This is a genomic window from Variovorax sp. GW821-FHT09B01 (assembly GCF_059418345.1).
Genome location: NZ_JBWKPQ010000006.1, coordinates 124,054 through 137,704, shown reverse-complemented (window position 1 = coordinate 137,704; position 13,651 = coordinate 124,054). Strand labels below are relative to the sequence as shown.

13 protein-coding genes are annotated in these 13,651 nt (G+C 67.7%); 8 read left to right on the top strand and 5 right to left on the bottom strand.

What is annotated here, in order from left to right; translation table 11 throughout:
- Positions 1–215: 215 nt before the first annotated feature.
- Genes pstS through phoR form a run of 7 tightly spaced genes read left to right on the top strand, consistent with a single transcriptional unit; the run spans position 216 to position 6,947 of the window.
- Complete coding sequence (gene pstS / locus AC07RV_RS19590; protein WP_093341301.1) at positions 216–1,250, top strand: phosphate ABC transporter substrate-binding protein PstS; 1,035 nt, start codon at positions 216–218, stop codon at positions 1,248–1,250.
- Between the two features lie 41 nt (positions 1,251–1,291).
- The gene (gene pstC / locus AC07RV_RS19585; RefSeq protein ID WP_093341303.1) at positions 1,292–2,371 is read left to right on the top strand and encodes a phosphate ABC transporter permease subunit PstC; all 1,080 of its coding nucleotides are present in this window, start codon (positions 1,292–1,294) and stop codon (positions 2,369–2,371) included.
- The gene (gene pstA, locus AC07RV_RS19580; RefSeq protein ID WP_093341305.1) at positions 2,368–3,252 is read left to right on the top strand and encodes a phosphate ABC transporter permease PstA; all 885 of its coding nucleotides are present in this window, start codon (positions 2,368–2,370) and stop codon (positions 3,250–3,252) included. Before pstC ends, pstA begins: the two co-directional genes overlap by 4 nt.
- A gap of 52 nt (positions 3,253–3,304) precedes the next feature.
- Positions 3,305–4,093 carry a phosphate ABC transporter ATP-binding protein PstB gene (pstB, locus tag AC07RV_RS19575; protein ID WP_093341306.1) on the top strand — a complete coding sequence of 263 codons (789 nt, stop codon included), beginning with the start codon at positions 3,305–3,307 and terminating at the stop codon, positions 4,091–4,093.
- Between the two features lie 30 nt (positions 4,094–4,123).
- Positions 4,124–4,825, top strand: coding sequence for a phosphate signaling complex protein PhoU (phoU, locus tag AC07RV_RS19570; RefSeq protein WP_057594226.1), 702 nt, complete (start codon positions 4,124–4,126; stop codon positions 4,823–4,825).
- 38 nt (positions 4,826–4,863) lie between these two features.
- Positions 4,864–5,556 carry a phosphate regulon transcriptional regulator PhoB gene (phoB, locus tag AC07RV_RS19565; protein ID WP_057594225.1) on the top strand — a complete coding sequence of 231 codons (693 nt, stop codon included), beginning with the start codon at positions 4,864–4,866 and terminating at the stop codon, positions 5,554–5,556.
- A 44-nt stretch (positions 5,557–5,600) separates the two neighbouring features.
- The gene (gene phoR, locus AC07RV_RS19560) at positions 5,601–6,947 is read left to right on the top strand and encodes a phosphate regulon sensor histidine kinase PhoR (RefSeq protein ID WP_093341310.1); all 1,347 of its coding nucleotides are present in this window, start codon (positions 5,601–5,603) and stop codon (positions 6,945–6,947) included.
- A 22-nt stretch (positions 6,948–6,969) separates the two neighbouring features.
- On the opposite strand, the gene AC07RV_RS19555 is transcribed toward phoR, so the two are convergent.
- The 3 genes from AC07RV_RS19555 to AC07RV_RS19545 all read right to left on the bottom strand — a co-directional run bounded on the left by AC07RV_RS19555 (position 6,970) and on the right by AC07RV_RS19545 (position 10,442).
- A complete protein-coding gene (locus AC07RV_RS19555) occupies positions 6,970–8,316 on the bottom strand; it encodes an MATE family efflux transporter (protein ID WP_296789175.1) in 1,347 nt (448 codons plus the stop codon).
- A complete protein-coding gene (locus tag AC07RV_RS19550) occupies positions 8,313–10,076 on the bottom strand; it encodes a hypothetical protein (RefSeq protein ID WP_296789177.1) in 1,764 nt (587 codons plus the stop codon). The genes AC07RV_RS19555 and AC07RV_RS19550 overlap by 4 nt, the downstream gene beginning before the upstream one ends.
- A 93-nt stretch (positions 10,077–10,169) precedes the next feature.
- Complete coding sequence (locus tag AC07RV_RS19545; RefSeq protein WP_093341315.1) at positions 10,170–10,442, bottom strand: type B 50S ribosomal protein L31; 273 nt, start codon at positions 10,440–10,442, stop codon at positions 10,170–10,172.
- Positions 10,443–10,578: 136 nt separating this feature from the next.
- Here AC07RV_RS19545 and AC07RV_RS19540 point away from each other — a divergent pair, with 136 nt between their 5' ends.
- Positions 10,579–11,646 carry an oxidoreductase gene (locus AC07RV_RS19540; RefSeq protein ID WP_296789179.1) on the top strand — a complete coding sequence of 356 codons (1,068 nt, stop codon included), beginning with the start codon at positions 10,579–10,581 and terminating at the stop codon, positions 11,644–11,646.
- A 67-nt stretch (positions 11,647–11,713) separates the two neighbouring features.
- Here AC07RV_RS19540 and rho read toward each other — a convergent pair whose 3' ends face one another.
- On the bottom strand, positions 11,714–12,979 hold the full coding sequence (gene rho, locus AC07RV_RS19535) for a transcription termination factor Rho (protein ID WP_057594219.1): 1,266 nt from the start codon (positions 12,977–12,979) through the stop codon (positions 11,714–11,716).
- A 188-nt stretch (positions 12,980–13,167) separates the two neighbouring features.
- Positions 13,168–13,500: a thioredoxin TrxA gene (trxA, locus tag AC07RV_RS19530; protein ID WP_057594218.1), complete on the bottom strand. Its 333-nt coding sequence runs from the start codon at positions 13,498–13,500 to the stop codon at positions 13,168–13,170.
- Between the last annotated feature and the right edge of the window lie 151 nt (positions 13,501–13,651).

The following is a 13,651-nucleotide window of genomic DNA, read 5'->3' as shown; positions in this document are numbered from 1 at the left end:
CGTTGACGGTTTCCCCACCGCCCCGAACCCCACCGCAGCGAGGTTCGAGAGGCTAGTTCGGGCGCATGACGGTTGTGTGACAGCGTCACAGAGCCGGAGGGCTCCGTAGCCCCATTTTCCCTCGACAGAGGGGTGTCACATCGATGTCACACAAGCTTTCTAGAGTCCGTCGCAAGCCCGAAAGGGGACTACTTCTTACTTCTAAAGGAAGCTTCATGAAAACGACGTTCAAATTTGCAACCGCCGGCCTCGTCGCCGCGGTTTTCGCTCTTCCCGCGTTCGCCCAGGACGTGACCGGTGCCGGCGCCAGCTTCCCCGCCCCGCTGTATGCCAAGTGGGCTTCGGACTTCAACAAGGCCACCGGCGTCAAGATCAACTACCAGTCGGTCGGTTCGGGCGCCGGCCTGAAGCAGATCGAAGCCAAGACCGTCGACTTCGGCGCGTCGGACGCTCCCCTGAAGGACGACGAACTCCAGGCCAAGGGCCTGATGCAGTTCCCCACCGTCATCGGCGGCGTGATCCCGGTCGTGAACATCCAGGGCATCAAGCCCGGCGAACTCAAGCTCAGCGGCCAGGTGCTGGGCGACATCTACCTCGGCAAGATCACGAAGTGGAACGACCCCGCGATCAAGGCCCTGAACGGTTCGCTGAACCTGCCCGACGCTGCCATCGCCCCGGTTCGCCGCGCCGACGGTTCGGGCACCAGCTTCCTGTTCACCAACTACCTGTCGAAGGTCAACGCCGAGTGGAAGAGCAAGGTCGGCGAAGGCACGGCCGTGAACTGGCCCACCGGCGCGGGCGGCAAGGGCAATGAAGGCGTCGCCGCCTTCGTGGGTCGCCTGCCGAACTCGATCGGCTACGTGGAATACGCCTACGTCAAGCAGAACAAGATGACGTACGCCCAGATGCAGAACGCCGCCGGCAACTTCGTCTCGCCCGACGACACCGCCTTCAAGGCCGCCGCCGCCGGTGCCGACTGGAACAAGAGCTTCTACCAGGTGCTGACGAACCAGGCCGACAAGGGTGCATGGCCGATCACCGGCGCCACCTTCATCCTGCTGCACAAGACGCAGGACAAGCCGGCCAATGCCACCACCGTGCTGAAGTTCTTCGACTGGGCCTACAAGAGCGGCGACAAGACGGCCGACGAACTGGACTACGTGCCGATGCCCGACGCCGTGAAGGCCACGATCGCCAAGTCCTGGGGTGAGGTCAAGGACGCTTCGGGCAAGCCCGTTGCCTTCAAGTAAGCCTTTCTCTTCCCGATAGAAAAAGAAAACACGGCGCGCCAATGAGCAGCAATCCGCTCGATGGCGCGCCGCTTTCGTCCTTGCCGGAGCGACACGTGTCATCCACTTTCCCCGCCGCCGCCACCGCGCTCGATCTTTCCGCCGAGCAGGGCCGCACCACCGCACCGCCGCCGATGAAGGCATCGCGCTCCGGTCCCATGGTCGATCGCCTGTTCGGCCTGGCCGCCAAGGGTGCCGCACTGCTGACGCTGGCGATGCTGATCGGCATCCTGCTGTCGCTGATCGTCGGCGCCTGGCCTGCCATCACCAAGTACGGCCTCGGCTTCCTCACGAGCAGCGTGTGGGACCCGGTCCAGAACGAATACGGCGGCCTCGTGATGATCTACGGCACGCTGGCCACCTCGGCCATCGCCCTGGTGATCGCGGTGCCCGTGAGCTTCGGCATCGCGCTCTTCCTCACCGAACTTTCGCCCGGCTGGCTCAAGCGCCCGCTGGGTACCGCCATTGAACTGCTGGCAGCCGTGCCGTCGATCGTCTACGGCATGTGGGGCCTGCTGGTGTTCGGCCCCATCCTCTCGAGCTGGGTCCAGCAGCCGCTGCAGAAGCTGCTGGCCGGCGTGCCCTACCTCGGCGCGCTGGTGTCCGGTCCCCCGGTGGGCATCGGCATTCTCTCGGCCGGCATCATCCTCGCGATCATGATCATCCCGTTCATCGCCTCGGTGATGCGCGACGTGTTCGAGGTCACGCCCCCGCTGCTCAAGGAATCGGCCTACGGCCTCGGCTCCACCACCTGGGAGGTCGTCTCCAAGGTCGTGCTGCCCTACACCAAGGCCGGCGTCATCGGCGGCATCATGCTCGGCCTGGGCCGCGCGCTCGGCGAGACCATGGCCGTCACCTTCGTGATCGGCAACATGAACCAGCTGAACTCGCTGTCGGTGTTCGAGGCGGCCAACAGCATCACCTCGGCGCTCGCCAACGAGTTCGCCGAAGCCGGCGCCGGCCTGCACCAGGCCGCGCTGATGTACCTGGGCCTCGTGCTGTTCTTCATCACCTTCGTCGTGCTGTCGCTGTCGAAGGTGCTGCTGGCGCAGATGAAGAAGAGCGAAGGAAAGAAGTCGTGAGCACAAGCCAATCCCTCATCAACGCCAAGACCCTGGCCGAAACCCGCCAGGCCCGGTTCGCCTCGCGCAACCGCGTCAACAAGATCGCCCTCACGCTGTCGCTCGCCGCGATGGTGTTCGGCGTGTTCTGGCTCGTCTGGATCCTCTGGGAAACCCTGCGCCTGGGTATCGGCGGCCTGTCGATCATGGCCTTCACCGAGATGACCCCGCCGCCGAACGAGCCGGGCGGCATCCTGAACGCCATCTTCGGCTCCTTCGTGATGGTGCTGCTGGCGACCTTCGTCGGCACGCCGATCGGCATCATGGCCGGCATCTACCTGGCCGAGTACAACCCCAAGGGCATGCTGTCGTCCGTCACGCGCTTCGTCAACGACATCCTGCTGTCGGCACCGTCGATCGTGATCGGCCTGTTCGTCTACGCGGTGGTCGTGGCCTACTTCAAGAACTTCTCGGGCCTGGCCGGTGCGCTGTCGCTCGCGCTGATCGTGATCCCGGTCGTGATCCGCACCACCGAGAACATGCTGCAGCTGGTGCCCCCGGGCCTGCGCGAAGCCGCCTACGCCCTCGGCACGCCGAAGTGGAAGGTGATCCTGAGCATCACGCTGCGCGCCGCGCGCGCCGGTGTCGTGACCGGCATCCTGCTGGCCGTGGCCCGAATCGCCGGCGAGACCGCGCCGCTGCTGTTCACGGCCCTGAACAACCAGTTCTGGACCGCCGACGTGACGCAGCCGATGGCCAGCCTGCCGGTGACGATCTTCAAGTTCGCCATGAGCCCCTACGAGAACTGGCAACAGCTCGCCTGGGCCGGCGTGTTCCTGATCACCGTCGCGGTGCTCGTCCTCAACATCCTGGCGCGGGTCCTCACGCGCTCCAAGCACTGAACCCGAAGCGGCTTCCACGCAACCCGCACAGAACGAACAAGAGAAACGCAACATGGCACCCATCACCGCTCCCACCGCCGCCGCAGCGCCCGCGAAGATCTCGGTCAAGAACCTGAACTTCTACTACGGCAAGTTCCACGCGCTCAAGGGCATCAACCTCGAGATCCCCGAGAACAAGGTCACGGCCTTCATCGGCCCCTCGGGCTGCGGCAAGTCGACGCTGCTGCGCACCTTCAACCGCATGTTCGAGCTCTATCCCGAGCAGCGCGCCGAAGGCGCCATCGAGCTCGACGGCGAGAACCTGCTGACCAGCAAGCAGGACGTGGCGCTGATCCGCGCCAAGGTCGGCATGGTGTTCCAGAAGCCGACGCCGTTCCCGATGTCGATCTACGACAACATCGCCTTCGGCGTGAAGCTGTTCGAGAATCTCTCGGCCAGCGACATGGACGACCGTGTCGAATGGGCGCTGAAGAAGGCGGCCCTGTGGACCGAAGTGCGCGACAAGCTGCAGCAAAGCGGCTCGGGCCTCTCGGGCGGCCAGCAACAGCGCCTGTGCATCGCACGCGGCATCGCGATCAAGCCCGAAGTGCTGCTGCTCGACGAACCCTGCTCGGCCCTGGACCCGATCTCGACCGCCAAGATCGAGGAACTGATCGCCGAGCTGAAGAACGAATACACGGTGGTCATCGTGACCCACAACATGCAGCAGGCGGCCCGCTGCAGCGACTACACCGCCTACATGTACCTGGGCGACCTGATCGAGTTCGGTGCCACCGAGCAGATGTTCTTCAAGCCGCAGCGCAAGGAGACCGAGGACTACATCACCGGCCGCTTCGGCTGATGCAACAACGGATGCAAAGAGGACGACACCATGACTGAAAAACACCTCTCCAGCCAGTTCGACAGCGAACTCAACGGCGTCTCGTCGCGCGTGATGGAACTCGGCGGCATGGTCGAGTCGCAGATCCACCAGGCGATCTACGCGCTGCTGCAGTTCGATTCGGACGCGGCCGACCGCGTGATGGAAACCGAGCACCGCGTGAACGCGATGGAAATCGAGATCGACCGCGAGCTGTCGTCGATCATCGCGCGTCGCCAGCCGACCGCGCGCGACCTGCGCCTGCTGATCGCGATCTCCAAGACCACCGCCAACCTCGAGCGCGTGGGCGACGAGGCCAACAAGATCGCGCGCATGGTCAAGTCGATCATCGAGAGCGGTGCTTCGCGCGTGCTGCCGACCACCGAGCTGCGCATCGCGGCCGACCTGGCGTCGAACCTGCTGCGCACCGCGCTCGACGCGTTCGCGCGCCTCGACACCGCCGCGGCGCTGTCGATCCTCAAGGACGACGACCTGATCGACAAGGAGTTCGACGGCTTCGTGCGCAAGCTGGTCACCTACATGATGGAAGACCCGCGCACCATCTCCGCGAGCCTCGACCTGCTGTTCCTGGCCAAGGCCATCGAGCGCATCGGCGACCACGCCAAGAACATCGCCGAGTTCATCATCTACATCGTCAAGGGTGCCGATGTGCGGCACACTTCGATGCAGGAAATCGAGTCGGCGCTGCAGTAACGACACCAGTACGACTGCGGCAAGACTCCCAAGAAAGCATGAAAAAACCCCGAGTCCTGATCGTCGAAGACGAGTCCTCGATCGCCGAGCTGATCGCCGTCAACCTCCGCCACAACGGCTTCGAGCCGATCTGGTCGGAGGATGGCGCGGCGGCCCAACGCGAGATCGATGCCTTCCTGCCGGACCTGATCCTGCTCGACTGGATGCTGCCGGGCCAGAGCGGCCTGCAGCTCGCGCGCCAGTGGCGCAAGGACCCCCGTACCAAGGCCGTCCCGATCCTGATGCTGACCGCGCGCGGCGACGAGCCCGACAAGGTGGCCGGCCTCGACGCCGGCGCCGACGACTACATCACCAAGCCCTTCTCCACCCAGGAAATGCTCGCGCGCATCCGCGCCGTGCTGCGCCGCCGCGCGCCCGAGGTGGTGACCGAGCGCGTCGAGATCGGCGAGCTGGCGCTCGACACCGCCACCCACCGCGTGACCTGGCAGGGCAATGCGCTGAAGGTCGGCCCGACCGAGTTCAAGCTGCTGGCCTACCTGATGCAGCACGCCGAGCGCGTCCACAGCCGGGCCCAGCTGCTCGACAAGGTGTGGGGTGACCACGTCTACATCGAGGAGCGCACGGTCGACGTGCACGTCAAGCGCCTGCGCGAATCGCTGGGTGCGGCGTCGCCGATGGTCGAGACGGTGCGCGGCGCCGGCTACCGACTGACGGCCCAAGCCACCGTTTGACCGCCGTGAGCGTCTCCGCCCGCGGGCGCGGATAATCGCCCGCCATGCCGTTTCGCATTGCTACCTTTTTAATAGCGTCTCTCCTTGGTGGAGCGGGCGTTACAGCCTTTTTTGGCTGGAAGCTCGGCTGGATCGGCGCCTGGGGCGGCGCGGTGGTCTGGCTGGCCTTCGACGGCTGGCGCGCCAAGCGGCTGCTGCAGATCCTGCGCAACGACGCGGTCGGGCTGCCCAGCCGCGGCGTCGGCATGTGGGGCGAACTGGCCGAGCGCATCCGCAAGCTGCTGCGCGACCGCGAACAGCAGACCCGCCAGGCCGAGGACCGGCTGCAGGAATTCCTGGCCGCCATCCAGGCCTCGCCCAACGGCGTGGTGCTGCTCGACGAGCAGGGCCGCATCGAGTGGTGCAACCAGACCGCGGCGGCGCAGTTCGGCATCGATGCCGAGCGCGACCTGCTGCAGCACCTGGCCAACCTCGTGCGCGATCCGGCCTTCGTCGCCTACCTCGCGTCGTGGAACTACAGCCGCGACGTCGTCATCGACGGCCACGGCCCGGGCTCGCAACAGCGCAGCCACACGGTGCGGCTGTCGGTGCAGGTGCATCCCTACGCGGGCAACCGCCGCATGCTGCTCACGCGCGACATCACCGCGCTCGAACAGGCCGAGGCGATGCGGCGCGACTTCGTGGCCAACGTCTCGCACGAGATCCGCACGCCGCTCACGGTGCTCGCGGGCTTCGTCGAGACGCTGCAGAACCTGCCGCTCGATGCCGACGAGCGCGCGCGCTACCTCGGGCTGATGGGGCAGCAGTCGCACCGTATGGAGACGCTGGTCAACGACCTGCTGACCCTGTCGCGCCTCGAGGGCAGTGCCGCTCCCGGCGGCACCCAGTGGACCCGCATCCGCGCCTTGCTCGCGCAGTGCGAGGACGAGGGCCGCGGCCTGTCGGGCCGGCTCTCGCCGCAGCTGGGCCACAAGCTGTCGTTCACCATCGATGCCGATTCCGAGATGTCCGGCGCCGCCACCGAGCTGCAGAGCGCGATGTCGAACCTGCTGAGCAACGCGATCCGCTACACGCCCGGCGGCGGCGAGGTGGCGGTGAGCTGGCGCGTGCTGCCCGATGGCCGCGGCGAGTACGCGGTGAAGGACACCGGCCCGGGCATCGCGGCCGAGCACATCCCGCGGCTGACCGAGCGCTTCTACCGCATCGACCGCAGCCGTTCGCGCGAGACCGGCGGCACCGGGCTCGGGCTGGCGATCGTCAAGCACATCGCCCAGCGCCATGGCGCGGAGCTGCGCATCGAGAGCACGGTGGGCAAGGGCTCGCGCTTCGCGCTGCTGTTCCCGGCCACGCGCGTGCGCGAGGCGCGGGTGCTGGCGCGGCTGCAGGCCTGAACGGCCGCGCCGCTGTCACCGTTCAGTCGCGCACGCGGTGCGCCATGGTCCAGCGCAGCAGCGCGCCGAACAGCAGCGCCGTGACGGCCAGCGCGGCGGCACCCATGATCCAGAACGCCAGCGGCGACTGCATGGCCGGCCAGGGTCCGAGCCCGCGGTAGGCCAGCAGGTAGCTGCCGCCCAGGCCCACCACCCACAGCAGCGTGCAGTAGATCGCCAGCGGCGCGAGCGTGACGCGGTAGCAGCGCAGCACGAACACGCACAGGGTCTGCAGCGCGTCGGCGAAGTGGTAGAGCGCCACCACGAGCAGCAGCGCGCCCGCGAGCGCGATCACGGCCGGCTTGTCCGAATACACGGCCGCGAGCTGGAAGCGCAGCCCCCACATGGCGAGCGCGAACAGCAGTGCGCACAGCACGGTCAGCTCGAAGCCGGTGCGGCAGGCGCGCCGCGCCAGCGCCGGATCGCCGGCACCGAGCCAGAAGCTCACGCGCGCGCTGGTGGCGATCGCGAGCGACAGCGGCACCATGTAGGCCACGGCCAGCAGGTTGGCGGCGATCTGGTGCGCCGCGGCCGCGGTCGTGCCCAGGCGCGCGATGAACAGCGCCATCAGCGTGAACGAGGTGACCTCGACCAGCACCGCCAGACCGGCCGGCACGCCCAGGCGCGCGAACTGGGCGATCTGCGCCCAGTCGGGCTTCTCGATCGGTTGCCAGAGCCGGTAGCCGCGGTAGAACGGGCTGGCGCGCAGCAGCCACACGGCGCAGCCGAGCATCGCCCAGTTGACGACCAGCGTGGCCCAGCCGCAGCCGACCAGGCCCATGGCCGGCAGGCCCGCGCCACCGAAGGTGAACCAGACCGACAGCGGCAGCTTGATCGCCAGCGAGGCGAGCTGCAGCCAGGTCACGAGCTGGGGCTTGCCCAGGCTCTGGCTCAGGGTGCTGAACAGGCGGAACAGCAGCGCGGGCGCGAGCGCGAAGGCCAGCACCATCAGGTAGGCCTCGACCTCGCTGCGCATCGCGGGCGGCACCTGGGTCCATTGCAGGGCCGGGCCCGGCAGCAGCAGCAGCGCCATGCCCACGACGATCGCCAGTCCCGCGAGGTAGAGCGATTGCCGCACCGAGCGGCCCACCTCGGCGCCGCGGCCGCCGCCGTGCAGCTCGGCCCAGACCGGCAGCAAGGCCTGCAGCACGCCCATGAGCGAGACGTAGACGCTGACGAAGATGGCGGCGCCGACCGACAGGGCGGCCAGGGCGTCCTCGGAATAGCGGCCGGCCACGATGGTGTCGGTCACGCCGAAGGCCATCACGGCGAGCTGGCCGACCAGCACCGTGCCCGCGTGGCGGGCGATCAGTCCGCGTTCGCCCCTCACCGCGGTGCGATCTTCTCGTACAGCAGCAGGTCGTCGGAGGGACTGCTGGGGCGGCGCAGGGTCCCCGCGAAGCGCCATTGGTCGAGCGAGATGATGGTGTGCAGCCGCTCGATGGTCTCGGGGGCCACCAGCAGCCACGGGCAGTCGGTGCCCAGCAGCAGCGGCTGCAGCTCGAAGTGGCCGTGGTATTGCAGCGCCGCGATGTGGGCGCGGCTGAGCGCGAGCTCGGCCACGCACTTGGGATGGCCCACGCGCTCGCTCACCGCGCGCACCTGCGGCGCGTAGCTGCGCGCATAGTCGATCGGCGGCAGCCACAGCGTCATCAGCAGCATCCAGCACAGCGCGGTGCCGCCGGCCGGCAGCACCAGCGTCTTCCAGAGCGCCGCGCGGTGGCGGCCGGTGCGCCAGCGCACCAGCCAGCACCAGGCGATGGTGGCGGCGAGCGCGAGCACGAAGGCGATGGGCGAGAACTCGGGCACGAAGCCCGGCACCAGCCGCGCCACGCTGGCCGCGGGCTTGGGCGGGTAGCCGGTCTGCATCGCGATCCAGTAGATCCAGCCCAGCAGCGCGAGGCCGCTGAAGAAGAGCAGGGTGAACCAGTCGACCAGCGCCGCCACGCTGCGGCGGAAGGTCGGCAGCGCGAAGGCCGCGAGCGTGGCCATCGCGGGCAGCGCCAGCATCAGCGAGCGGTCGGAGTAGTCGGTGGTCCAGGTGGCGGCCAGCGGCACCAGCGCGAACCAGAACGGCAGCGCCACGTGGCGCGCCGCGAGCTGGCGGCGCCAGCGCCACAACGTCCACAGCGCGAGCGGCCAGGCCGGCCAGGTGAACCACAGCAGCAGCCGGGCCTGGCTGCGGATGTCGCTCGCGATCGAGGTGCCGGGATGGGCGCCGGGCAGGTCGATCTTCCATTGCAGCAGGCCGAGGCCGATCGCGAGCGCCGCGGCCAGCAGCGTCACGCCGGCCATGGTGAACAGCGCGCCGCGCGTGTAGCCCGGGCCTTCGTCCTCGCCCGTGCCCGACCAGCCGGTGCTCGCGGGTTCGGCGGCGCGGCGCATGCGGCGGCGCTCGTAGGCGATGAACAGCACGCTGCCCGTGGCCAGGGCCAGGCCGACGGTCGGGCCGCCGCTGAGCGTCATGCCCAGCGTGCCGACCACCAGCGCGATGACCGGCCCGGCGCGCCGGTAGGGCAGGGCCGCCACGCCGTAGAACAGGTGCGAGGCGAAGTAGAGCTGGGCCAGCGCGGGCGTGGTTTCATGGCCGAGTTGCGCCAGGCCCAGGCAGGCGATCAGCGCGAGCAGGGCGCCGTCGGCCATGGCGCGCGCGTAGTCGGTCGGCCGTGCCTCGCCGCCGAAGGCGAAGGCCACGGGCTGGGCGCGCGCGGTGCGGGCCAGGTAGTAGACCGCGTACCAGGTCGCGGTGAAAGTGCCCCACAGCAGCAGCGCGAACACGATGCGCACCGCGAAGTCGGGATGCAGCCAGGCGGGCGCGATCTTGATCGCCAGCGCGCCGATCCAGTACGGCACCAGCGCGGGCGTTTCGGGCGCGATGCCCAGCAGGCGCGGATCGAACCAGCGGGCGATGCCCTCGGTGCTGCGCGCCAGTTCGGCCATGTAGCCGAAGGCCGTGATGTCGGCGCTCTTCCAGGGTCCCCGGCCGACCAGCCCCGGCAGCAGATAGGCGGCGCACAGCAGCAGCAGCGCGATGCGCGGCAGCCGGCGCACGGCATTCTGGGCAACGATCGCGGGCGTGGGCTGGTTCAAAGGGCGATGGGCGGCAACGGGTGGGAGAAACAAAAAGGGCAGCGCGGTAAACCGGGCTGCCCTCGACGCCAGGCCTGAGCCTGGGTGCGTGCCTTACTTGGAGGCAGCGGCGCCGGTCGTCTTGCCGAAGCGGTTGCGGAACTTCTCGACGCGACCGCCCATGTTGTCGACCGACTTCTGGGTGCCGGTGTAGAACGGGTGCGATTCGCTGGTCGTGTCCAGCTTGAACAGGGGCAGCTCGCGGCCGTCGTCCGCCTTGGCGGTTTCCTTCGTGTTCACGCAGGAACGGGTCACGAACTTGAAGCCGTTCGACATGTCGACGAACAGGACTTCGCGGTAATTCGGGTGGATGCCTTCTTTTGCCATGGTCTTTCCTTGGGGGTCGATGCGAGAGCCACTGGCGGGCAGGACGCCGGCCGCACTTTTCGCGAAGCCGTCGATTATCGCATACTGGGCCGATGGCGGCCAGTTCGGCCCGTCCCCCAGCCAAATCGGGCCTCCCATGACCTCCAGACCTCTGCGCGCCGGCCTCGTCGGCTACGGCTTTGCCGGCCAGACCTTCCATGCCCCCGTGCTGTCGGCCGTGCCCGGGCTCGAACTGGCGGCCGTGGCCAGTTCCCAGCCGCACAAGGTGCATGCCGACTGGCCCGGCGTGGCCGTGGTGCCCGACACGGCGGCGCTGGTCGCGCGGCAGGACATCGACCTCGTCGTGGTCGCCACGCCGAACGCCCAGCACCATCCGGTCGCGAAGGCGGCACTGCTGGCCGGCAAGCACGTGGTGGTCGACAAGCCCTTCACGCTCGATGCCGGGGAGGCGCGCGAGCTCAAGCTGTTGTCCGAACGCAACGATCGGGTGCTTGCGGTCTACCAGAACCGCCGTTTCGACGCCGATTTCCTGACCCTGAAGGAACTGCTGGCCAGCGGCGAGCTGGGCCGCCCGGTCTATTTCGAATCGCATTTCGACCGCTACCGGCCCGAGGTTCGCGAGCGCTGGCGCGAGCAGAAGGTGCCGGGCGCGGGCATCTGGGTCGACCTGGGGGCGCACCTGGTCGACCAGGCGGTGCAGCTGTTCGGCATGCCCGACACCCTGCAGCTCGACACCGCCGTGCTGCGCGACGGCGCCCAGGTCGAGGACTACTTCCATGCGGTGCTGCGCTACGAGTCGGGGCCGCATGCGCCGCTGCGCGTGGTGTTGCACTCGACCACGCTCGCGGCCCAGGCGGCGCCGCGCTACTTCGTGCACGGCACGCGCGGCAGCTACGTCAAGCATGGCGTCGATCCGCAGGAGGATGCGCTGCGCGCCGGCCAGCGGCCGCCGATGGCGGGGTGGGGCGTCGATCCGCTCGATGGCGAGCTCGTGCTGCCCGCGGGCGACGGCACGGTGGCGAAGCGCGCCTGGCCCACGCGCGCGGGCGACTATGTCGCGTACTACGCGGCCGTGCGCGATGCGATCCTCGGCCAGGGGCCGAATCCCGTGCCGCCCGCGCAGGCGGTGGCGCTGATGGAACTGCTCGATCTCGGCTCGCGCAGCGCCGAGGAAGGCCGCGCGCTGCCGGTCGCGCGCCCATGAAAAAAGCGCGCTGCATCTTGCGATGCAACGCGCTTTTTGGGGAGGCGAGCTTCGGTCGAAGACCGGCTCAACCCCCGCGACGCATCATGTCGAAGAACTCGACATTGGTCTTCGTCGCCTTCATGTTCTTGAGCATCAGCTCCATCGACTCGATCTCGTCCATGTTGTACATGAGCTGACGCAGGATGCGGGTCTTCTGCAGGATCTCGGGCGCGAGCAGCAGCTCTTCGCGGCGCGTGCCACTGCGGTTGAGCTGGATCGAGGGGAACACGCGCTTCTCGTAGAGGCGGCGGTCGAGGTGGATTTCGGAGTTGCCGGTGCCCTTGAACTCTTCGAAGATCACTTCGTCCATGCGGCTGCCGGTGTCGATCAGCGCGGTGCCGATGATGGTCAGCGAGCCGCCTTCTTCGACATTGCGCGCCGCGCCCAGGAAGCGCTTGGGACGCTGCAGTGCGTTGGCATCGACGCCGCCGGTCAGCACCTTGCCCGACGAGGGCACGACGTTGTTGTAGGCGCGTGCGAGGCGGGTGATCGAGTCGAGCAGGATCACCACGTCCTTCTTGAGCTCGACCAGACGCTTGGCGCGCTCGATCACCATTTCGGCCACGTGCACGTGGCGCGCGGCGGGCTCGTCGAAGGTGGAGGCGATGACTTCGCCCTTCACCGTGCGCTGCATTTCGGTCACTTCTTCAGGGCGCTCGTCGACGAGCAGCACCATCATGTGGACCTCGGGGTAGTTGGCGCTGATCGCGTGCGCGATGTGCTGCATCATCACCGTCTTGCCGCTCTTGGGCGGTGCCACGAGCAGGGCGCGCTGGCCCTTGCCGATGGGCGCGATGATGTCGATCACGCGGCCGGTGATGTTCTCTTCGCCCTTGATGCCGTCGCGCTCGAGGCGCATCTGCTCCTTGGGGAACAGCGGCGTCAGGTTCTCGAACATCACCTTGTGCTTGTTCTGCTCGGGCGGTCCGCCGTTGACGGCGTCGAGCTTGGTCAGCGCGAAGTAGCGCTCGCCGTCCTTCGGAATGCGCACCTCGCCCTCGATCATGTCGCCGGTGTGCAGGTTGAAGCGGCGCACCTGGCTCGGGCTGATGTAGATGTCGTCGGTGCTGGCGGTGAAGCTGGTGTCCGGGCTGCGCAGGAAGCCGAAGCCGTCGGGCAGGATTTCGAGCACACCGTCGGCGAAGACCTGTTCGCCGGCCTTCGCGCGCTTCTTGATGATCGCGAACATCAGCTCCTGCTTGCGCATGCGGCCGACGTTTTCGATCTCAAGGGCTTCGGCCTGCTTGAGGACTTCAGACACGTGGAGTGCCTTGAGTTCGTTTAAGTGCATGGAACGACCCCTTGCGGGGGCAATCGAGGGGAAACGGAGAACAGGGGGGTGGTTCGATGTGAGACGAGAACTGCCTCACTGACCGGGGAACTCGAACCGGCTACCTGAAAGGGCCGGCGATCTGCTAAGGATTATGACAGGAAAAACGCGCCGGCCAACGCGTTGCGCGCTGGCCGGTTTGAAAGCACTCAGGCGAGTTGCTGGTCGATGAAGGCGGTGAGCTGGGCTTTGCTCATGGCGCCGACCTTGGTGGCGGCGAGCTGGCCGTCCTTGAACAGCATCAGCGTGGGGATGCCGCGGATGCCGAACTTGGCGGGGATGTCGCGGTTCTCGTCGACGTTGAGCTTGGCGATCTGCAGCTTGCCTTCGTAGGCGCTCGACACTTCGTCGAGGATCGGGGCGATCATCTTGCAGGGGCCGCACCATTCGGCCCAGTAGTCGACCAGCACGGGCTGGCTGGACTTGAGCACGTCGGCTTCGAAGGAGGAATCGGAGATGTGTTTGATCAGCTCGCTGGCCATGATGGAGTCCTTGTGCGCGGGGAGTTTCGGTGCAGCTACAGTGCGGGTCATTGTGACAGAAACCAAGGGGTGACGTGGCATGCACGAAGGCTATGGCGCCGATAGCCAGAGCCCTCGTCGCGACCCGGCCCCGCTACCGAATCCCCCGCGA